This window comes from Exiguobacterium sp. s39 (assembly GCF_018618925.1).
Taxonomy (GTDB): domain Bacteria; phylum Bacillota; class Bacilli; order Exiguobacteriales; family Exiguobacteriaceae; genus Exiguobacterium_A; species Exiguobacterium_A abrahamii.
This window is the reverse complement of record NZ_JACSNA010000002.1, coordinates 29,229-49,805: the sequence shown is the minus strand read 5'-3', so window position 1 is coordinate 49,805 and position 20,577 is coordinate 29,229. Positions and strand designations below refer to the sequence as shown.

The 20,577-nt window shown below is 48.4% G+C and carries 17 protein-coding genes; 9 read left to right on the top strand and 8 right to left on the bottom strand.

Annotated elements, in window-relative coordinates:
• Positions 1–55: 55 nt before the first annotated feature.
• On the top strand, positions 56–1,252 hold the full coding sequence (locus KNQ11_RS11775; RefSeq protein WP_214724823.1) for an MFS transporter: 1,197 nt from the start codon (positions 56–58) through the stop codon (positions 1,250–1,252).
• Positions 1,253–1,316: 64 nt separating this feature from the next.
• Here KNQ11_RS11775 and KNQ11_RS11770 read toward each other — a convergent pair whose 3' ends face one another.
• From KNQ11_RS11770 to KNQ11_RS11760, 3 genes are read right to left on the bottom strand one after another with little or no spacing between them, the layout of a single operon-like run.
• Positions 1,317–1,811 carry a DM13 domain-containing protein gene (locus tag KNQ11_RS11770; protein ID WP_353049818.1) on the bottom strand — a complete coding sequence of 165 codons (495 nt, stop codon included), beginning with the start codon at positions 1,809–1,811 and terminating at the stop codon, positions 1,317–1,319.
• A gap of 60 nt (positions 1,812–1,871) precedes the next feature.
• Entirely contained in the window at positions 1,872–2,324 is a 453-nt protein-coding gene (locus KNQ11_RS11765; RefSeq protein WP_023466724.1) for a DUF4385 domain-containing protein, read from the bottom strand.
• Positions 2,325–2,373: 49 nt separating this feature from the next.
• Positions 2,374–3,003, bottom strand: a complete 630-nt coding sequence (locus tag KNQ11_RS11760; protein ID WP_214724822.1) for a TetR/AcrR family transcriptional regulator — start codon at positions 3,001–3,003, stop codon at positions 2,374–2,376.
• Positions 3,004–3,111: 108 nt separating this feature from the next.
• On the opposite strand from KNQ11_RS11760, the gene kynU reads away from it, so the two are divergent.
• The 4 genes from kynU to kynB are packed head-to-tail and all read left to right on the top strand — an operon-like array spanning position 3,112 to position 7,279.
• On the top strand, positions 3,112–4,389 hold the full coding sequence (kynU, locus tag KNQ11_RS11755; protein ID WP_214771996.1) for a kynureninase: 1,278 nt from the start codon (positions 3,112–3,114) through the stop codon (positions 4,387–4,389).
• Positions 4,390–4,399: 10 nt separating this feature from the next.
• Complete coding sequence (locus KNQ11_RS11750) at positions 4,400–5,779, top strand: amino acid permease (RefSeq protein WP_152995538.1); 1,380 nt, start codon at positions 4,400–4,402, stop codon at positions 5,777–5,779.
• Positions 5,780–5,802: 23 nt separating this feature from the next.
• Positions 5,803–6,642, top strand: coding sequence for a tryptophan 2,3-dioxygenase (gene kynA, locus KNQ11_RS11745; RefSeq protein ID WP_149426635.1), 840 nt, complete (start codon positions 5,803–5,805; stop codon positions 6,640–6,642).
• A gap of 13 nt (positions 6,643–6,655) precedes the next feature.
• On the top strand, positions 6,656–7,279 hold the full coding sequence (kynB, locus tag KNQ11_RS11740; RefSeq protein ID WP_214771994.1) for an arylformamidase: 624 nt from the start codon (positions 6,656–6,658) through the stop codon (positions 7,277–7,279).
• A 40-nt stretch (positions 7,280–7,319) separates the two neighbouring features.
• On the opposite strand, the gene KNQ11_RS11735 is transcribed toward kynB, so the two are convergent.
• The 3 genes from KNQ11_RS11735 to cydD form a co-directional block, all read right to left on the bottom strand.
• Positions 7,320–7,961 (bottom strand): cyclase, encoded by a 642-nt coding sequence (locus KNQ11_RS11735; protein ID WP_214771992.1) that lies wholly within the window; start codon positions 7,959–7,961, stop codon positions 7,320–7,322.
• A gap of 125 nt (positions 7,962–8,086) precedes the next feature.
• Positions 8,087–9,796, bottom strand: coding sequence for a thiol reductant ABC exporter subunit CydC (gene cydC, locus KNQ11_RS11730; protein ID WP_214771990.1), 1,710 nt, complete (start codon positions 9,794–9,796; stop codon positions 8,087–8,089).
• The gene (gene cydD / locus KNQ11_RS11725; RefSeq protein ID WP_214771988.1) at positions 9,793–11,523 is read right to left on the bottom strand and encodes a thiol reductant ABC exporter subunit CydD; all 1,731 of its coding nucleotides are present in this window, start codon (positions 11,521–11,523) and stop codon (positions 9,793–9,795) included. Before cydD ends, cydC begins: the two co-directional genes overlap by 4 nt.
• 208 nt (positions 11,524–11,731) lie before the next feature.
• Here cydD and KNQ11_RS11720 point away from each other — a divergent pair, with 208 nt between their 5' ends.
• Both KNQ11_RS11720 and KNQ11_RS11715 read left to right on the top strand, forming a co-directional pair.
• Complete coding sequence (locus tag KNQ11_RS11720) at positions 11,732–12,214, top strand: Rrf2 family transcriptional regulator (RefSeq protein ID WP_214771986.1); 483 nt, start codon at positions 11,732–11,734, stop codon at positions 12,212–12,214.
• A gap of 22 nt (positions 12,215–12,236) precedes the next feature.
• Complete coding sequence (locus KNQ11_RS11715) at positions 12,237–12,605, top strand: nuclear transport factor 2 family protein (RefSeq protein WP_029343141.1); 369 nt, start codon at positions 12,237–12,239, stop codon at positions 12,603–12,605.
• A 63-nt stretch (positions 12,606–12,668) separates the two neighbouring features.
• Here KNQ11_RS11715 and ypfJ read toward each other — a convergent pair whose 3' ends face one another.
• Positions 12,669–13,511, bottom strand: a complete 843-nt coding sequence (gene ypfJ / locus KNQ11_RS11710; protein WP_029343140.1) for a KPN_02809 family neutral zinc metallopeptidase — start codon at positions 13,509–13,511, stop codon at positions 12,669–12,671.
• A 183-nt stretch (positions 13,512–13,694) separates the two neighbouring features.
• Here ypfJ and KNQ11_RS11705 point away from each other — a divergent pair, with 183 nt between their 5' ends.
• Positions 13,695–18,140: a polysaccharide biosynthesis protein gene (locus KNQ11_RS11705; protein ID WP_214771984.1), complete on the top strand. Its 4,446-nt coding sequence runs from the start codon at positions 13,695–13,697 to the stop codon at positions 18,138–18,140.
• A 48-nt stretch (positions 18,141–18,188) separates the two neighbouring features.
• Here the strand turns inward: KNQ11_RS11705 and KNQ11_RS11700 are convergent, their stop codons facing one another.
• A complete protein-coding gene (locus KNQ11_RS11700; protein WP_214771983.1) occupies positions 18,189–19,361 on the bottom strand; it encodes a glycosyltransferase in 1,173 nt (390 codons plus the stop codon).
• Positions 19,362–19,410: 49 nt separating this feature from the next.
• On the opposite strand from KNQ11_RS11700, the gene KNQ11_RS11695 reads away from it, so the two are divergent.
• Positions 19,411–20,577 (top strand): MATE family efflux transporter, encoded by a 1,167-nt coding sequence (locus KNQ11_RS11695; RefSeq protein WP_214771981.1) that lies wholly within the window; start codon positions 19,411–19,413, stop codon positions 20,575–20,577.

The following is a 20,577-nucleotide window of genomic DNA, read 5'->3' as shown; positions in this document are numbered from 1 at the left end:
ATGAAGGTGAAACAAATAACCGCTTACAGAAAGCGGGTCGAAAGAAGGGGTCCCCTTGCACGCGGATCAACGAAAAAAATTAACGGTCCTCATGATCAATATGTTTATTGCGGTCGGGAGCTTCGGGATCATCATTCCGATTCTACCCGCTTACTTAGCTTCGATTGGACAAGGTGGGACGGCGGCTGGGTTAATGATCGCCATCTTTGCCGGAGCACAACTCGTCATGTCACCGATTGCCGGAAAATGGGCGGACCAATACGGTCGTCGCAAGATGATCATCTATGGATTGATCGGCTTGACGCTCTCGATGTTCGTCTTCTACTTCTCCAATTCCGTCACGGTCCTCTACATCTCGCGCGCAATCGGCGGTGCCGGTGCTGCACTTCTGATTCCAGCGATTTTTGCTTACGTCGCGGACATCACGACGATGGATCAACGCGCAAAAGGAAACAGTTACGTCTCAGCTGCGATGTCACTCGGAATCGTCATCGGTCCTGGAATTGGTGGATTCCTTGCCGAATACGATTTAAAATTGCCACTACTCGTCTCAGCCATCGTCTCGGGGGCAGCCGTCTTATTCAGCGTTCTGTTACTTCAAGAAAGTGAAAAACACGATGCGACAGCGATGGCACCAGATGAAGGGTCGATGCTTAAGAAACTGGGGACATCGTTTAAGAAACCGTACTTCGTACCGCTCGTCATTACACTCGTCATGAGCTTCGGTCTCATGGCATACGAATCAGTACTCGGTCTATTCGTTGACGACCAATTCGGCGCTTCACCAAAAGATATCGCCATCATGGTGACGTCGACCGGTATCATCAGCGTCATTGCTCAAATCTTCATCGTCGATAAGCTGTCACGTAGTCTCGGAGAAGGAAAGGTCTTGAATCTGTTCCTGTTCATCGCGGCACTTGGTTTCTTCTTATCGTTATTGACATCAAGTTACGGTGGATTCTTTGCAATCACCCTCGTCATCTTCCTCGCGACGTCAATTTTACGTCCTGTCTTGAATACGATGATTTCAAAGCTTGCTGGAAATGAACAAGGGTTTGCCATGGGGATGAATAATGCCTATATGAGTATCGGGAACGTACTCGGACCGACGCTTGCAGGTGTCCTGTATGACGTCAACATTCTCTATCCGTTTGCACTCGGTCTGATTTTCCTCGTCGTAACGTTCATCGGATCGTTCATCTGGCAGAAACGTCAATCGCGTTTAATTAAAAAAGTCGAACAAACTTCTTAACGTCAAAAAAGCAATGCGTTCCCGATTTTTTATTCGGAAGCGCATTGCTTTTTCATTCATTCATTCATTCATTCATTACTTTTAAATCACCTGTTCCAAAGTCAGCATCAAAGGCACGACACCAAATGACGACACGGCTATGTTTTGTCAAATCGACGTCTTTTGGAATCATATAGTTCTGATTTCCTTGATTCCCTTTTAAGGCACCGAGACGAATTCCATCTGCTGTATCTTCACCGGGTTCGACCAAATACACAAACAGATCCGGACCGTTCGTCGTTTGAAAATCTTCAAAACGTAGATACAATGCACCGTCTACAGTTAGCGTCTTAACGTCACCTGATGTTTTGTAATTTTTTTCACCGTTCATGAATGTACCTGAAAATACAGTTTCTGTTTCTTCAGGAGAAGATTGTGACGTTTCGGGAGTGCTTTCCTCCTCTTTTTGTTCCACTGTCGAAGAACCTGGCGGCAGTCCTTCATCAACTGATTCATTCAAAAAAAGGGGTGATGCGAGCCACCAAACTAAAGCCAGTACGAAAACAATGACGATTCCCACAATGACTTTTGATCCTGTTCGCACTACTTCCACTCCATTCCTCTATTAGAGAATCGCAATTTAACCGTATTGTTTTTGATGTTCCCGTTTTAACGCCAAATACTCTTCATCCGCCCGAATCAAATCCCATTTTTCTTGGAAGATGGCCGCAGATTTTGCTTTTTCTTCGTCGATCTCGCGCGTGTGCAATTCTTTAGTCTCTTTATCTTTATATTTGCGCCCACCCTTATAGTTCGCGTAACGTCGTGCGCGCGTATGTCCCATCTGAATGAACTTCCGCGCCATATCCATGCCGACGAAGTCCCCGTCTTCTTTATAAGCTAAATACATCTCATAAATTTTCTCAGACGATTCCTTTGCGATGTCCGGCGTCTTAAAACGCCAATGCGGCAAAATCTCACTTTTATAAGGTTCGACGAGTAAGACCCCTTGCTCCCCGCGTCCAACCCGATACTTTTCCGGCTCCTTACGAAAATCCGTCGTCTTGAAATCGAGATCGTAATCAAACGGCATCCCGGTCACGCTCCCTTCTACTTCGAAACGTTCCCTTCCCGTCCGTTCATCAATCCTCGATCCGGTAGAGTCCTTGCGTATAAATCGTCGCTAAGACGTGCGCAATCTCTTCGATCGTCGCTGTCGCCTCTTCGCGGACGACTTCGAATAAATACATCTCATTCGCAAAGAACCAACCACGGGCGACGAGTTTCGAGTCGACATCCTGCCGCGCAAGTCCTGTCTCCTGCGCATACTGGATATCCTGACTGATCCGATCAATGAACCGTTCCCGAATCGCTTTCCATTTAGCACGGACGATGTAAGACATGCCGATCGCTTGCTCGACAACCCGTAGTATCGCTCGTTCTTCTTCCGCGAGACGCAAGAAATCCGTCGCTTGCGTCACGATGCGTTCCTTTGCCTCTAGCGGCGTCGTCGGTTCGAATGTTCGTTCCGCGATCGCGTGGAAGCGGCTCATGACATCTTCCATCAAGACGACGAGCAGCTCATCTTTTCCTTCAAAATGGACATAAGCCGTTCCGTAGCCGACGCCAGCTTGTTTAATCACTTGTGAAATCGTTGCCGTTTGAAACCCTTGTTCTAAGAAGACGTCACGTGCCGCACTCAACAGTTTCTCGCGTGTCCTCACTGTGCGCAGATGACGTTTATCGATTTTTTCTGGTTGAGAAGATGACATGTCCTTCACTCCTTTTGTTTTCTCTATTCGATAATATTGACACAATGTCAATTTGTTTGCTACGCTTTTGTCAAAATTGATTGAACATTCATTTGAGGAGGATGACGTATGACACTGCAAGCAAAACGGAGCGATGCTGTTACTCAGGATGAGCAAGATGCACTCGCTGCCTATCGTGATGAGTTTTATCTGCAACCGGGTAGTATCTATATGGACGGAAACTCGCTCGGCTTATTGTCGAAGCGTGCCGAGAAGACGTTGCTCGAGTCGCTATCAGACTGGAAAGAACTCGGAATCGATGGCTGGATGAAAGGACGTCATCCTTGGTTTGAATTATCGGAACGTCTCGCTGCTCTCAACGCTCCGCTCGTCGGCGCACAAGCTGAAGAAGTCATGGTAACCGGTTCGACGACCGTCAATCTCCATCAACTCGTCGCGACATTCTTCCAACCAACAGAAGGACGAGATAAGATTTTAGCGGATGCGCTGACGTTCCCGTCGGATATCTATGCCCTCCAAAGCCAACTTCGCTTACGTGGTCTGGATCCGGAGACACATCTCATCCAAGTACCGAGTCGGGACGGTCGCTTTTTAGAAGAAGACGATATCATCGCCGCGATGACGGATGATATCGCGTTAATCGTCTTGCCGGCGGTACTTTACCGAAGTGGACAAATTCTCGATATGGAGCGTTTGACGAAGGCGGCACACGACCGTGGCATCCTGATTGGTTTTGATGGTTGTCATTCCGTCGGAGCCGTTCCCCACGCGTTCCATGACTGGGGCGTCGACTTTGCCTACTGGTGTAATTACAAACACTTGAACGGTGGTCCTGGAACGGTTGGTGGATTATTCGCCCACGAACGTCATTTCGGAACGTTGCCTGGTCTGACGGGCTGGTTTGGTTCGCGGAAGGATAAGCAGTTCGATATGGATCATACGATGACACCGGCGGCACATGCCGGTGCCTTCCAGATCGGGACACCACACGTCTTAAGTCTCGCTCCACAAATCGGTGCATTAGAGATGTTTGACGAAGTCGGTATCGAAGCCGTTCGGACAAAATCACTCGCGTTGACGCAGTACATGATGGAACTCGTCGAGCAGGAACTCACACCGTACGGTTTCGTCATCGGAAATCCGGTCGATGATAAACGCCGTGGGGCGCATCTCAGCCTCGAGCACCCGGAAGCAGCACGGATTTGTAAAGCACTCAAGGAAAATCGGATCATTCCCGATTTTCGGGCGCCGAACATCGTCCGTCTAGCACCCGTCGCTCTCTATAATACGTTTACCGATGTCTATGACGTCGTCGCGACACTCAAACGAATCATGAAAGATAAAGAATACGAACGTTTCGCGAATGAACGCGAAGTCGTTGCTTAAGGAGTACACCATGGAACAACCTACTGAACTACGGCGTGAACTCAAGACACGCCAACTCACGATGATTGCGATGGGCTGTGCGATCGGAACCGGTCTTTTCCTCGGAAGTGGACTTGCGATCGGGCTTGCCGGACCGAGCGTTTTGATCAGTTACGCAGTCGGCGCCTTCATCGTCCTACTTTTAATGGGCTGTCTCGCTGAAATGACGGTCGCTCATCCAACATCTGGCTCGTTCGGTACGATTGCCGAACGATACATTAGTCCATATGCGGGTTTTCTCGTCCGCTATTCATACTGGATCGCAAACGTTCTCGCGATCGGTGTCGAAGTCAGTGCGATTGCGATCTATATGAAATACTGGTTCCCCGACGTTCCCGGGGTCGTCTGGATTCTCGTATTCGCTGCCGCGTTGATTTACATCAATGCCACGACAGTCAATACGTTCGCGACCTTCGAATACTGGTTCTCAGTCATTAAAATCAGTGCCATCTTGCTATTCATTTTGCTTGGTGCCTACTTGGTCATCGGTAGTCCAAGTCCTGAGATTGGTCCACAAAACTTCACGAACGACGGTGGTTTCATGCCGTTCGGCTTCTCAGGTCTCTGGATCGCAATCTTCATCTCCCTGTTCAGCTTCCTCGGAACGGAATTGATTGCTGTCACTGCTGGTGAAGCGAAGGACCCAGATGTCGCCGTACCGAAAGCATTAAAAGCGACGGTCTTCCGTCTCTCGACGTTTTATGTCGTCACGATTGCTTTGATGTTGATGATCGTCCCATGGCAACAAGCAGGCGGTGTCGATCAAAGTCCGTTCGTTAAAGTAATGGAGATGCTATCGATTCCATATGCAGGCGGTATCATGAACTTCATCATCCTGACAGCGGCGCTGTCTGCGATGAACAGTCAACTGTACGCTTCGACACGGATGATGTATTCGTTATCGAAGGCAACGTATGCGCCAAAAGTATTTGGACGCTTGAATCGAAAAGGTGTACCACTCTTCGCACTCGCCTTATCGACACTCGGCATTTTTCTCGCAGCGATCATCAGCAGTCAATCGAGCGTTTCTTATCCATTCATGATGGGGATTTCGATGTTCGGGGCGATTTTCACATGGTTCATGATTTTCATCTCCCATCTGTACTTCCGTAAAGCCTGGGAACGTGAAGGTGGACGGACGTTACCGGTTCGGATGATGGGCTATCCGTATCTGACTGCCCTCGGTGCATTGTTGTTATTCGCACTCGTCCTAACGACATGGTTCACGGATTTCCAAATCGTCTTGAAGTTTGGTGTACCGTGGTTAGTGTTCTTATCGATCGCCTATTTCTTCTGGAAACGGGCGCATCCGGAACAACCACAGACCGCTGAAAAACGAAAACTAAATTAATTCGATAAAGGGGATGAACGGGAATGACAAAGACAGATCCTACGTCTATTGAAGCATCGATTCAAACGGATTTTAAGAAAGATATGTCCTACGGGGATTATTTGCAACTAGATCCATTGCTTACGAGTCAACATCGCTTATCGGGGCATCATGACGAGATGCTGTTCATCATCATTCATCAAACGAGCGAACTCTGGATGAAGCTGATCCTGCATGAGATGCGAGCAGCGACGCAAGCGGTCGCAAACGATGATCTCGAATCATCGTTTAAGATGCTCGCACGTATCTCAAAGATTCAACACCAGTTGATTCAGTCGTGGAATGTCTTGTCGACCTTGACCCCTGCCGAATATCTGGAATTCCGTGATGCGCTTGGTCACTCATCCGGTTTTCAATCGTATCAAAACCGTCAAATCGAATTCGCGCTCGGCTTCAAGAATGAGCAGATGCTAAAAGTGTATGCGCATGACGAAACACTCTATCCGATGATGCTCGAAGACTTGAAGACACCAAGCATCTACGACGAAACGATCCGGGCGATGGCGCGCCATGGGCTACCGATCGATCAATCCGTCCTTGATCGTGATGTCACGCAAGACTGGACGCCGAATGCAAGTGTCGAAGCAGCTTGGGCGACCGTCTATCGGGATGTCGAACAATACTGGGATCTGTATGAGCTCGGTGAAAAACTACTTGATATCGGGAGCCAGCAGCAGATGTGGCGCTTTAACCATATGAGTACCGTCGAACGGATCATCGGACAAAAGCCAGGAACGGGCGGTTCTTCTGGCGTCAGTTATCTACGACGTGTGCTCGACCACCGATTCTTCCCGGAACTGTGGTCAGTCCGCACGACATTATGAGGAGGATGAAGCGATGACACGATGGATTGATGTTTCACAACCACTTGATCGCCACGTCACGACGTGGCCGGGAGATACACCTTTTGAAGCGACATTGACATGGAATAAGGCAGACACCGGTTCCGTTAACGTCGGAAAGGTAACGATGAGTCTGCATACTGGCACTCATGTCGACGCGCCGTTTCATTTTGACGATGCTGGACAAAAAATCATCGACCTTGATCTGGATCTCTACATCGGACATGCGCGTGTCATTTACTTACCAGGTCGTACAGAAATCACAGCCGCTGATTTAGATGGCTTTGAGCTAAATGACGTACAGCGCTTGATCATCAAAACGGATGGTTGGATCGACAAATCAACTTTCCCAGAAACGATTCCCGTCTTGACGCCAAGTCTTGCTGAGCGTCTCGGAGAACTCGGGATTTCGCTGATTGGTCTCGACTTACCAAGCGTCGATGCGATCGATAGTAAGGAAATGGCGGCCCATCACGCACTGGCGCAGCATGGAGTCCATATCCTTGAAGGACTCGTCCTTGATGCGATCACGCCTGGTGATTACCACCTCAACGCTGTTCCACTTCCGCTCGTCGACGGCGACGGTAGTCCCGTTCGTGCCTTACTTCGTCCATACTAAAAAATCCGTCCAGCAGGCTCTCTGCTGGACGGATTTTTTGTTACTTAGGTAGTGGTTCGAACAAACTAGCTTCGATTTGACGAACGACATGCCCAAGGACTGCAAGCGATGGATCAACCTCAAATCCTTGATCCAGAGAATGATTTGCTCCTTCAATAACATCAATCGTCAGTTGTGAGGTGCGACACGTTTCAAGTGCCGCTTCATCATAAAACTTATCGGCTGTTCCGATGACAAGGAGTCCAGCTTGCGACGAGGTGGCGATTTGTTCGACTACTTCGGCTTCAAGAACGGGTGTTAAGAAGACGAAACGTGCTGTCTGTAGATTCGGCTTAGCGAGCAATGCCGCTAGCGGAATTGTTCCTAACGACTTTGCGATGAACTGAACGTTTTCATATGTATGTGTCGCAAGCACTTCTGAGACGACGGCGTCGACCCGTTGCGTCATGCAGACATTCGATTCTGCGTCTGTCATCGAAAAGAGCTCTTCTGTCACATAATGAATACAGATGACATCGATGTCTCGAGCTAGTAGTGCCATCCGGCTGTAGTAGAAGTAAGGATGGTCGTAAAGGTACGATGCTCCCGAAATCAAGAAGCAAACCTGTTTGGATCCCATTTGAAAATGATCATATGAAACGGTTGTCTGATCGACGACGATGGATGATTGTTCAATATGCATGAAATCCCTCCACACTTTTTCTAGACTTTACCATTTCAAAGATAGACTGTCATGTCTTTTTCGGTTCTCCCTTATAAACTAAAAAAGGCGATGTACCAAATTGGGTCATCGCCAATCCTATATCTTTATCCAATCGGAGCAAACACGGACTGTTCGACTTGTTTTAATTCATAGAACGGTCCTTGTCGCGCCATCAATTCGGTATATGTTCCGACTTCGATGACGTGACCTTGATCCATGACGATGATTTGATCCATCGCTTCAAGACCCGCTAATCGGTGGCTGACGAGGACAAGTGTCGCGTTCTCCGCTCGCGTGAACAATCGATCGAGAATCATCTGTTCTGTCAAAGCATCAACGGAAGACGTCGGTTCGTCAAGCAAGTAGAGCGACGCTTCCCGTAAGAGCACACGAGCAATCGCTAAGCGTTGTTTTTCTCCTCCAGACAAGTTCTCTCCTTTTTCAAATACACGATCGTTTAATTCGAACGTCGTTAACCCAACATCATCGAGTGCTTGACGCATCGCCTCGTCCGTTGCTGCTTCGTTCGCAAGCAATAGATTATCGCGAAGCGTTCCATAAAAGTAATGATTCTGTTGCAGGACGACATTTGCGTGTTGCCACAGTCCTTCCGGATCAACCGTCTGACTCTCTTGACCAGCAATCGTTAATCCGTCTGTCGGATACATCCGTAACATCAATTGAAGTAACGTGGATTTCCCGGAACCACTCGCCCCGACGATTGCCGTCTTCTTGCCGGCAGGAATTGAGACGGTGATGTCACGTAAGACCGGACGCGGTGCATCAGGGAAAGTGAACGTCAACGCGTTCGTTTCAAAGGATGGTGCCTGATCGAGAACAAACGTGTCATAAGTTGGCTCTTCTTGCTCGGTCACGACTTCATCAAGTCGTTTCGCAGCATGCCGGCTATCTTCGAAAAAGCCCGGTAAAATCGCCATCGGTGCGGCGTTTTCAAAAACGGTCAGCGATGTCATGACGAGTAAAGCGAGGAAGACCCCTTCGAGCTGTCCGCTCGCGACAAGATAGGCACCGACACCAAGAACGAGCCAAGAGATGATCAGCGTCACCATCGTATTCAAGACCAAGTTCGAAACAGCATGTAAACCATTACGTTTTTCTTCTTCGACATACCGTTTTGCGACGGCATTCAAGTCCTGTTCTTTTTGATCAAGTTGCTGATAAATCTTTAAATCCCGATAGCCTTGGAACAACTCTGTCACTTCTGTCGACAGATCACCACGGCGGACACGAACTGAACGTGCGAAACGTTGTTCGCGGTACGCGAACCAACCCGGAATCAAGAAACCGGTCAGAATCAGACCAAGCAATAACAGTCCGGCAATCGTCCACGAGAAGAAACTGACGAAAAAGATCGTACAGAAGAAGACAAGCAGCAACACGATCGGTGGATAAAGGACACGTAAAAACGTATTTTGCAGACTCTCGACGTCCCCGACAATCCGGGCAAGTAAATCCCCACTCCGGTATTTGCCGAAAATTCCTGGCGCGAGCGGCTCGAGTCTCCGGTAGAACGACGTCCGGATATCACTGAGGATCGTAAACGTCGCCCGGTGCGAATAATAACGTTCCGCATATCGACTGACGGCGCGCGTCAGACTCGAGATTTTTTGCAGGGCAATCAAGACAGCGAGCGTCTGGATCGGTGGCAACAAGGCTGCCTTTGAAATCAGGTATCCACTTGCTGCGAATAAACCGACCGCTGTCACTCCGGCGAGGACACCGAAGAAGATCGACCAGGCGATATCGCGTTTTTGATGCACCATCAACCGAAAGACTCCTAGTAGTTCCTTCATCGTGTTTCATCCCCTCTCTGGACGCTGCGCATCCGAGCATATTCCGAATCACGTCCAAGCAGTTCATCGTGAGTGCCACAATCGACGATTCGTCCGCCATCGAGGACGACGATTTGATCTGAGCGCTCGATCGTATGCAGGCGGTGTGCGACAGTGATGACTGTCGCTGCTTGTCCAAGCTGTTCGATCGCTTGTTGAAGCAGTCGCTCCGTTTTGACGTCGAGTCCTGTCGTCGGTTCATCAAAGACGATGACGTTCGGTCGTTTCAAGAACGCTCGTGCCAACGCAACGCGCTGTTTCTCGCCACCTGATAGACCACGTCCGCCTTCTCCAATTACTGTGTCAATCCCTTCAGGTAACGTCGCAATCAACTCCTCGAGTCCTGCCGCCTGCGCCGCCTCAAAAATCTCTTCCGGCGTCGCTTGACGGAGTTCACCGATTGCGATGTTTTCTGCCAGCGTTCCGGCATACAGATACGGATGCTGCGAGATGTAGCTCAACTGACGGAACCAGCTCGCTTCCTCCACCTGACTGCGCTCGATCCCGTCAAGCAGAATCCGTCCTTCTTTTGGATCCGCGAGTCCGGCAATCAACTGTAAGACAGTCGACTTACCGGCACCACTGCGACCGATCAATGCCACCTTTTGATACGGTTCAATCGCAAGTGTCACGTCTTGTAAGGCAAAACGTCCTTCTTGATACGTAAAATCAACTTCATCCAAGACGATTCGTGGTGGACGGTTCATCGAAAGTTCTGATTGACCGAAGGCGACAGGACGATCGTCTGCTGTTAGTTCGGCTGCGATCTGTTTCGCTGCCGCGACACTACCTCGTCCCGTATGGAAGGCAGTTCCCATCTCTTTTAAGGCAAGATAGTATTCTGGTGCCAACACGAGCATCAAGAACGCCGGGACGAAGGTAATGCTTTGGAACAAAATCAAGCGCAGACTGACTTCAAGTGCAATCATTCCCATGCTGAGCATCGAGATGAACTCAAGCATCAACGACGACAAGAAGGCGAGCTTCAAGACCGTTAACGTCGCATCCCGGAAATCAAGACTACTTTTTTCGATGACGTCACGTTGTCGTTTCGCACGACCAAATAACTTCAAGGTCGTCAATCCCTGCAACGTATCAAGGAATGTTCCCGAGAATGCCGTCATCTTTTCGAGTTGAGCATCGGCCCGCTTTTGCGTCATGATGCCGATGATGATGTAGAACAACGGAATGAATGGTGCCGTGATCATCATGACGAGACCGGTGATCCAGTCATAGCTGAATGCCGCGATCAAGACCATCAAGGGAACGATCGTCGTCTGGACGACTTTCGGCAAGTACTGACTGTAGTAGCTGTCCATCTCGTCTACAGCGTCGAGCAAGACACTGACCTTCTGTCCCGCTTGCCCTTGTAGCATCATCTCGACCGAACGACCTGTGTATTTCGCGACGAGTGCTTCCCGAAGCGCCTGCTTCATGTGTGCAGATAACGTCGTACCGAGACGACCGTTCCAATACGTCACGGCGACTCGGAGCAACAGCATCCCGAGGACGACGAGTAGTAACGGAATGACGGCTTCAAACGGTTGTTCTTTCAAGAAAATCCGATCGACCGTCAACACGATACCATACGATTGACCGACGACCGCAACCCCCATCAGGAAAGCTGCAATAATGAATTGAATGAGAATACTGCGTGGAATCTGGACGATTCCTTTTAATGGATTCATATACAAACGTCCTTTCACAAAGTGTGAACGACTTTTAGTGAATATTTTCACATATCGTACATTTAGTATACCGAATCCGGAACGGGGATGCCATGCAGATGCTGTCGAAAAGGTGTGACGGTTTTGTGAGAGCATATGATTCGACAATTCTTTCGAATGAAACTATTATGGATATACATTATCCACGTTTAACAAAAGGAGACTTCTCATGCAAATGAAAACCGGAGTCGAGCAATCCGTCTACGCGATGTTGCTCTTGACCTTCCTTCCGGATCGCGCTGTGTTGCCCGGTGAATTCATCAGCCAGCAACTCGGTGCCTCGCCAACCTATTTTCAAAAACTCTTACGAAAACTCGTTCAGGCGGATCTGTTGTATTCCGTACCGGGTGTCAAAGGCGGCTTTCGCTTACGGCGTCCAGCAGACGAAATTCAAATCTTTGACGTCTATCAAGCGATCGAGGGCAAACAGACGTTGTATGCGTCAAGCGGTGTCTTCGAGGATTTGATGGGAATTCAGGAACAGGAAATCGGTCTACTCTCGAATCTGATGACAGAGGCGGAAGACGCGTGGCAATCGACGTTGAAGCGCGAGTCGATCGGCTCGATCCGTCAAGCAATCGATGCCTCCTGTCCACCGGAACATTTAGAACGGTTGCATACGATAATCACAGACCGGATGATGACACTTTAATGAACAGAAAGAGGTTTTTACCATGGTATTGAATCGTTATTTTGACTTATTCGACGCGTCACGCACGGACGCACAAGCTTTTGAGGATCTCGTTTCCTTATTCACGACAGACATCACGTTCGTTCTGAACGGACAACCAAAGCACGGCATTGACGCCTGGAAACAGTTCGTCCGTCATGTGTTCACGGCGAATCAGGATATTAAGCATATGTATGCGGGCTGGGAAGAAACAACACCAGGAACGTATGAAACACGCTGGGCAGTTTGCGGAAAACGGGCAGACGGTAGTGTCTTCACGCAAGACGGAAAAGATATCGCACGTCTCGATGAAAACGGACGGATCGCTTACCTGGAGAACGTTCCAGATGATCCGACGATGTTCCGTTCATAAGATTACTTTTAAGTAACGAAAACCTGTGTTCCGCGAAAGCAGAACACAGGTTTTTTGGTATTCTTATAGGTTCTTCGCTTTGAATGTGTCTCCACCTTCGATCGTGCCGTTATCAAAGCCTTTTTGGAACCAACGTTCTCGTTGCGCCGATGTGCCGTGGGTGAAACTTTCCGGTACAACATATCCTTGTCCCTTCTCTTGTAACGTATCATCCCCGACAGCATTCGCTGCCGTCAACGCTTCTTCAAGATCGCCTTCTTCGAGCAAGTTTTCGCCTTGCGCATGATGCGCCCAGACGCCGGCATAATAATCGGCCTGTAGCTCGAATCGAACGAGGTACTTGTTGAACTTCTCCTCACTCATTTGCTCTCGAAGTGGCATGATCTCGTCCGACTTTCCAAGTAACGTCTGGACATGGTGTCCGACTTCGTGCGCAATGACATAAGCCATCGCAAAATCGCCCGGGGCCCCGTACTTCGTCTGCAGTTCATCATAAAAGCTTAAATCAATGTATAATTTCTGATCACCGGGACAATAAAAGGGACCGACGGACTTCCCTGCTTGTCCGCAAGCCGAACTGACTTGATCCGTATATAAGACGAGCTTTGGTTTTTTATATGTTTTGCCATCTTCTTTAAATTCCTTCGTCCAGACCCGTTCCGTATCCGCTAAGACGACAGAGACGAAATCCGCTGCTTCTTTTTCCTGTGCTGTTTCTTCGTACGTCGTATTTTGCTGATCCCCACCGGTTAAGTCTCCGAGTAATTCAGCTGGATTACCGCCCATCAAGGTGATGACGATCAGCAGGATGATCCCAACACCACCACCGATACCGGCGATTCCTTTCCCTCCCATTCCTCGTCGATCCTCAACGTTCGAACTCCGTTCTCTTCCCTTCCATTTCATGCGCTTTCCTCCTACTCGTTTCGTTGTAGGTCTTTACCCGAAAGCATTCGTCCGTAACGCTCCGTCTTAGGATGGACGTTCCTTCTCGTATTCATTGCTAAAATAAGTACATCCATTTCTAGGAATATCGCCCTCCTGTAGAGAAGAAGTTCAGCACGGATTTTCGTAGAAAGGAGTTGTCCGATGCACTCGTTCCGTCAACACCTCAAGAACTTCATGCATACGTACCGTAAGGACATCCTTGTCCTATCTGGTATGTTTGTATTCATCCTAATTTATAGCTTCCCGTTGTTTCGTTCCGGTATGGTGACGTTCAGCGATCTATCCTTCGGACTGTCCTCACATCGCTATTTAGAAGAAATCTACGGTGCCTGGAACAATCGCTGGAGCACGACGACGCTTCTGAATGTCGCACGATTGCTCTACATCCTACCGTTTTATGTACTCAGTCTATTGTTTGGCTCATCCGGTCCCGTCTTGATCAAGTCATTCATCATCGGACTGTTGACGATCTCTGCTTTATCGATGTTCGCTTTTACGAAACGGCTCCATTCGGTTTATGTCTCGAAGCACTTTTCTTATCTCTCACTGATTGCCTTTGCGATTGCCGCGTTGTTTTATGCCTTGAACCCATGGGTGATTACGCGGATTCAACATATCTATTTACTATGTGGTTATTCCGTCTTCCCTTACGCTTTGATGTTGTTCTTCAACATCTTCGACCCGAAGTTTCGGGAACAACTCGATCCTGGTTTTCGTTTGTCTGATCGGTTGAGCCGACGGACATGGATTGATATTACCGGACTATCGATCGTCTTCGCCTTCATGGCGGCGGGGATCCATTATTTCTTCTTCTCGCTGATCTACATGGGAATCATGGTCGGACTCATTTTCCTAAAGACGAGTTGGACCCGTCGCAAAGAACGGATTTGGTCACCGTTACTGTGGTTTTATGTTCGGGCGACTTGTGCGTTTGGTCTCGTTTTTCTACTATTCAATGGATATTGGTTCTTGATGTACGTCGGCTCGATTCTGACTAGCTCACAAGCTTCACAACACAATATCAATGTCTCTGATACATTGATGTTGTTCAGCCGACACTCGAGCTGGGCGAACGTTTTATTTTTAACGAGCTACTGGTGGCCGATGTTTGATTTGACGACGTTACCGCTGACGTTTTGGATTGCTGGCGCGATTACACTTTTACTCATCTTGCTAGGAGCCGTCGTCGCGTATCGGCAACCGATCCATCTATTCTTTAGTCTGCTTGCGATTCCGCTGATCGTCTTTGCGACCGGTACCCATGAACAAGTTGCCGATGCTTTCGTCCTGTTCGTGACGAAGACACCGTTGATCGGCGCGATGTTCCGCGATCCGAATAAGCTAGTTGGTCTCTTGATGGTCAGTTACAGCTTGTTGCTCGCCGTCGGATTGAATGCCGTCTTTATCCGTGCGTCCCGGACGATTCCACTGAAGTTGTACCGGGTCGTCTCGATCGTCGGAACACTGATCGTCGTCGCCTGCTTTTTCCTCCCTTACCGGACTGTCTATATGGAAGGTTTTTATCATCCAGTCAAAATGCCTAAGGAGTACACAGCTATCCAAAAAGAAGTCGATGGGAAATGGTTGCAATTCCCGATTGCGGACGAGATGACACAACCGAGTACCGGCATCGCGACTCCACGCTGGAATCAAAATCCACGAAAAGGTGGCGAGATCAAGGCTACGGGTGACGTGCAAGTCTACACGTCGGCACACGATACCGTCTTTCATCATGAAGGGGCGTCGCCGACGATTGGTTACATGATGACGTTCATGCAATATCTACTCGACACCGGTCGGTCGGAACAAGCCGGACAGATCGCAAAAGCATTCGGACTGAAACAATTCGCCTACCGGGATGAGTACACGGGGATGAAGGACCGACAAGACTTCAATCTAAAGGTTCTACAGGAACAACGTGATCTCGTACAAACGAAACAAGTCGGCTTGTTCACCTTATTCGACTTGATTGCACCGCTCGATACCCGAACCGTTCCACAATTGATTTTGACCCCTTATGGACTCGAACGGTCAATCAGTTATCCGACACTGGATGGCTACGATCTCGGTCGTCAATCGATTTTGTATGCGACACAAGCACATCAGGATAGCCTCTCCTGGATGAAAAAGGGGGATATCGTCGAGATGATCGAGGAAAACGACCTTGTTCTCAGCCAAGTGCCGGACGAATACTACTGGAAACCGTTCGATGCGATTGATTCAGCCAATGCTTTCCTGAACTGGGGTAAGACGTTTCTCGCCAATAATGATTGGCGCTGGTATTTACGGACGCAAGGTATGACGAACCCGTCGTTTGACCTCGATTTTGGAGACGGGATCGGTCTCTCGTTTGCTTCCGCCCGGATTGACGCGCCGGTCTACAAATTAGACGGATTAAAGGCGAAGCAGGTCGCCTCCTTTAATTCGATGCTTGAGGATGAGACGTTCTTTAAAGCCGATAACCCGGACATCGTCGACTTGTCTCCGAATCCGATGTCAAAAGATAATAACCTGCCTGTCCTTCATGCGGAAGTCGCGGAAGGCGACCCAAAATACATCTGGCAAGTCGCGAAATCCGATAAGCTACCGGCACGACCGAATAACGCCTACCGCTTTGATATTACAGCGAGCGGTCGCGGGGTCGACCGGCTCCACGTCAAGGTCCGGTTCTTTGATGAGAAGGATCGCGAGCTGAATCAGACGTATGTCGTCGCTCCGCGTGATTCCGGTGATGTCGACGCGATTCACTTGCAAGGTGAATATGTCACACCACGAAACGCAAAAACGATGCGGATTGATCTACTCAGTTTCCAGCGCCCCGAGCGGAAAACGTATTGGTGGGTCCATGATATTAAAATCTTCAGCTATGAGGATTATATGATCCCGAACACGTTTACGATGACGAAAGACCTGCCAGCCGGTCGTTACGCTGGGTTTGCCCGTGTGCTGCTGAACCAAAAAGGTGGACAACTCGATTTAACCTTCAATAAACGAGGCGTCACGATTCCAACTCGACAACGATCCGGTGCTAAACTCGCTTGGGTTCCGATCGGTTCGTTCACGACGCCGAGCGGTCCTGCGACGCTCAGCGTGACGAACACGGAAGGCTTTAATGCCATCCAAAACATCGTTCTGATTCCGGAAGAAAGGCTGACTGCTTTACGAAAACGCGTCGATGATACACTCGCCTTCACGAAGACCTTGATGGTACTCGAGGCAGAGACCGGATTCGATTACACCGGTCACTTGCAGTCGGAACGAAACTATCCTGGACTGAGCTTTGGGAAAGGAGTCGCTGCGCAACGGGGACGTTTACAGCGTTCGATCGATATTCGCGAAGCGACCGACTATCAGCTTCAACTAATGTTGACTCCACCGCCAGGAAACGATGGTCAAATCACTGTCAAAATCCGAGACGGAAAGCAGGTCGTCTTCGAACGCGCTTTGTCTCGTGCTGATATTCTAAATGGTCAAAAACATCAACAGCAGATCGGGAATCAGACGGTGACGTACGATCCGCTACATTTAGCGTTTCCGTACCGGATGACAGAGTTGAGTGATGTCTACCAAACGTTATACGAGGTCAAGTTGTCCGATATCCCACTTGCGAAGGGACGCTATCAGCTAGAGCTGTCCTATGCGAGTAAGGTACCGTCACTCGTCGATTGGAAGGATCTGCACAAGTTCGACCCAAACGAGATCGTCACCGATAAAGCCCTTGCCGCTCCGGAAGCAGCAGCGAATTGTGCGACGTGCGTCTCGATCACGGATGATATGTTCGACGCGAGTGAGACCGAAGACGGCTATACGATTGATTACGAGCCGACCTGCTCCTGTGATTGGTATATTTATGCCTCGCAAAAAATGAAGGTGAAACCATATCACGAATATTTGATCCAGTTCGACGCCGTCAGCAAGAACGTCCGTCAACGACACCTTAAAGTGTATTACCTGGATAAAGATGATCGGGTCATCGGTACGGATTTCATCAATGAAGTCGAAGAAAAGAAAAAGAAGCAGTGGAACCATTATGAACAAATCGTCATTCCACCGAAGAAGACCGTCCGGATGCAACTGCATATCTGGACTCGCGGAAATGAGAAAAGGGCTGGGCAATTGCGTCTGAAGAATTTAGAAGTGCTACCGTACGATCAACTGATTCTAGTCGATCAACTCGTTCTCTCCGAGCAAAGCGGTACGCTGTTCGCAACAGAACCTGCCCGTGCGCTTGATGTCGATGCATCACAGATGGGACGGGATATAAAAAGTGATGCGCCACTCGGTCGCTTCACGGTCAATGATTCTCCGACACCGTTATTTAAGCTCCAGACAGATCAGGAAACGATGCGTGGTGACACGGCATTAAACGGCGTTAGTCAGTTGTATCGTTCGAACGAAAAGACGGCACATGTGACCGTCGTACTACGTCCGATTTATTACGCCGGACTGACCATCCTCGTCTTAGCACTCCCACTTAGTATCTTGTTAATTTATTTCATGACGAGCAATCGTGGTCTGGCTATGCGACAACGCCTATCGTCTGTGTTCAAGCAACGTCTTCCTCGTCTGAAACGAAACCAAAAATAGTGTATCGAAAAAGGACAATGGAGATCCCTCGGATCCCCATTGTCCTTTTCATTTGACCGGTACTTCCTCTTTTCGGTGGCGCTGATATAGGCTGACCATCGTCTTCAAGAAAGCGACGGAATCTTTGACGAGATTGACGTGCGATCCTTCGCGCTCGATGCAGGTCACGGGTTGTTGATAGACTCGTAAGCGTTCTTTTTTCGCTGCATACATCAGCTCTAAATCAATCGCGAGACCGCTCTCGACGTGTAGATAAGGCAACAGACGATGGACGACCCGTCGGTTGATGATCTTCAGACCGGTCTGCGAATCAGTCACTCCTCTTGGTAAGAAGAACCGTGTCAGATTTCGTTTTCCAAAGCTCATGAAACGCCGAACGGCTCCCCGGTCTTCAATCGTCAAATCTTTCGTCCCGACGACGATGTCATAGTATCCTTCTTGAGCGATCGTTAATAGCCGTGCGATATCTTCGATTCGAAACGAGTTATCCGCATCGACGAAGACGTAATAATCACTCGAGACGTTTTTCATTCCCTCGATGAACAGACCGGCCTTCCGTGTATTTTGCTCGACCTGATGTACTTCGAGATACCCGACCGTGAACAACGTATCGGTCGCTTCCATGACGATGGATCGATACTCCTGTAAGAGTGCTTTCGATCGATCCGATGAAGCATCATCAAAGAAATTGATTGAAGCGTGAATATAGTCTTCGCTGATGAAGGTCGCAAGCGACTCTAAAAAATCTTTTACATAATTAAAACGTTTCTCTTCGTTAAATATTGGCAATATAAAGGCTATAGTATCCTTTAAAATGGGATATTCAGGATGGATGATATGCTGGATTTCAGCAAACAATTCATTTGGATATGCTGGGCGATAGGAAAACAGACGAAGCATCCCGTCTCCTTGAACCCTGTGATACGGGAAATCTCCTTTTAAGCGAATCGCTTCTTTGATCAACAGAATTTTGGAGCGAGGCCGTACGGATCGAATTTGATTGGCAATTTTAATCTGCTCTTCACGCGTCTTATAGTCGACGACGTACAACAGAATCTCGTGTTCTTCAGCTTCTTGAATTTCAGTGCTGGCGATTTGTTCGAACGAGGCAGGACATCTACCAGGTTGTGTATAAAACAAAACTGGATAATAGGAAATCAATGATTCGTATGGAATATGCCGAGAGTGATCGGTGAAAACAGCAATATGCCCTTGACTCATAAGTCTCATCCTTTCCGTAAAACAGCTCTAACTGATGGGAGATGGCTCCATGACAAGCTTCATTCAGCGACATGCCGTCCTGTTGATTTTTCCGATTCTCGATGTAGCGTTAAACCTCGTAAACTATGCCTATCATTTGTTGTTAGCCCGCGAACTTTCTAGTGCTGTTTATGGATTACTAAATGCCTATTTGGCTTTCTTGGGTCTCCTACTCATCATTGGTGGCGCCTTACAATGGACCGTGACACGTGACTACAGTCAACAGAAGACAAATGATTATCAAAAGCTCCGTTTTCGTATACTGGTGGTTACAGGGTTCTTCTTACTTATTTTACTTTATGCATTACCTTATTTCCTGCCGTTTACCAAAATAAACCTACTAATTGTTTATTTCATCATCGTGTTTCATATCCTTCTGTCTTTTCGCCGTGGTGTCTTACAAGCGACTAAACGCTTCTATGCCCTGAACCTTTCTTATTACATCGAATCCGTCGTCAAAGTTTTAGCCACATGGCTTTTGATTCAACAAACGGATGTCAGCTATGCATTGTTATTCATTTTGGCTGGCATGATCGCGTCCTATCTATTAAGCCTGATACAAGTCACGTTCCCGGTTAGTAGCGGGCGTATTCATGCGAACGGACTCGTCCATATGATCCATACACAGGTCGTCATGACACTATTTTTCACTCTCGATAGTCTTCTCGTCACCCGTTACTTCCCGCAATTAGCCGGAGATTATTCCGTTGCCTTACGGTTTGGTCAACTCCTGTTGTTCGTTGCGTTATCACTCGCCCAATTGTTGTTGCCACGCTTAAGCCAAAAAAGTCAGGACGAAGCCTTTCTTCTTTGGGAGCGTCGCTTTTACCGCATCTTATTAGGTGGAATGGCTCTTGCTGTTTTGGTGTACTGGACGATCGTCCCTTATCTGATTCCGCTTCTATTTGGGAGCGGCTACGACATGGCAACTCATTACATCAAATATATGGTTTTCGTTTATGTCGGCATCACATTGATTCAATACGAAGCACTTGTTCAGTTTTCCCTACATCGAACTGGTTACTTGAAAGGCTATTGGCTGATTCTGGTTCTGTTCGTCCTTGTCTTGACGACATTTCACTCGACCGTCGAGATTTGGTTGCTTGCACAAGCAGGTGTCTTTTTACTTGGCGCCCTGATTTTACGTTTCACTTTACCTCGACACCCCATCCCGTGA

Bases quoted from the DNA above. Each gene is read 5' to 3' on its own strand.
- cydD (WP_214771988.1), bottom strand. From the start codon at position 11,523: ATGAATCCATTAAAAGGAATCGTCCAGATTCCACGCAGTATTCTCATT.
- kynU (WP_214771996.1), top strand. From the start codon at position 3,112: ATGACACTGCAAGCAAAACGGAGCGATGCTGTTACTCAGGATGAGCAA.
- KNQ11_RS11765 (WP_023466724.1), bottom strand. From the start codon at position 2,324: ATGCCGTTTGATTACGATCTCGATTTCAAGACGACGGATTTTCGTAAG.
- KNQ11_RS11705 (WP_214771984.1), top strand. From the start codon at position 13,695: ATGCACTCGTTCCGTCAACACCTCAAGAACTTCATGCATACGTACCGT.
- KNQ11_RS11700 (WP_214771983.1), bottom strand. From the start codon at position 19,361: ATGAGTCAAGGGCATATTGCTGTTTTCACCGATCACTCTCGGCATATT.
- cydC (WP_214771990.1), bottom strand. From the start codon at position 9,796: ATGAAGGAACTACTAGGAGTCTTTCGGTTGATGGTGCATCAAAAACGC.
- ypfJ (WP_029343140.1), bottom strand. From the start codon at position 13,511: ATGAAATGGAAGGGAAGAGAACGGAGTTCGAACGTTGAGGATCGACGA.
- KNQ11_RS11695 (WP_214771981.1), top strand. From the start codon at position 19,411: ATGACAAGCTTCATTCAGCGACATGCCGTCCTGTTGATTTTTCCGATT.
- kynA (WP_149426635.1), top strand. From the start codon at position 5,803: ATGACAAAGACAGATCCTACGTCTATTGAAGCATCGATTCAAACGGAT.
- KNQ11_RS11735 (WP_214771992.1), bottom strand. From the start codon at position 7,961: ATGCATATTGAACAATCATCCATCGTCGTCGATCAGACAACCGTTTCA.
- KNQ11_RS11750 (WP_152995538.1), top strand. From the start codon at position 4,400: ATGGAACAACCTACTGAACTACGGCGTGAACTCAAGACACGCCAACTC.
- KNQ11_RS11760 (WP_214724822.1), bottom strand. From the start codon at position 3,003: ATGTCATCTTCTCAACCAGAAAAAATCGATAAACGTCATCTGCGCACA.
- KNQ11_RS11715 (WP_029343141.1), top strand. From the start codon at position 12,237: ATGGTATTGAATCGTTATTTTGACTTATTCGACGCGTCACGCACGGAC.
- kynB (WP_214771994.1), top strand. From the start codon at position 6,656: ATGACACGATGGATTGATGTTTCACAACCACTTGATCGCCACGTCACG.
- KNQ11_RS11720 (WP_214771986.1), top strand. From the start codon at position 11,732: ATGCAAATGAAAACCGGAGTCGAGCAATCCGTCTACGCGATGTTGCTC.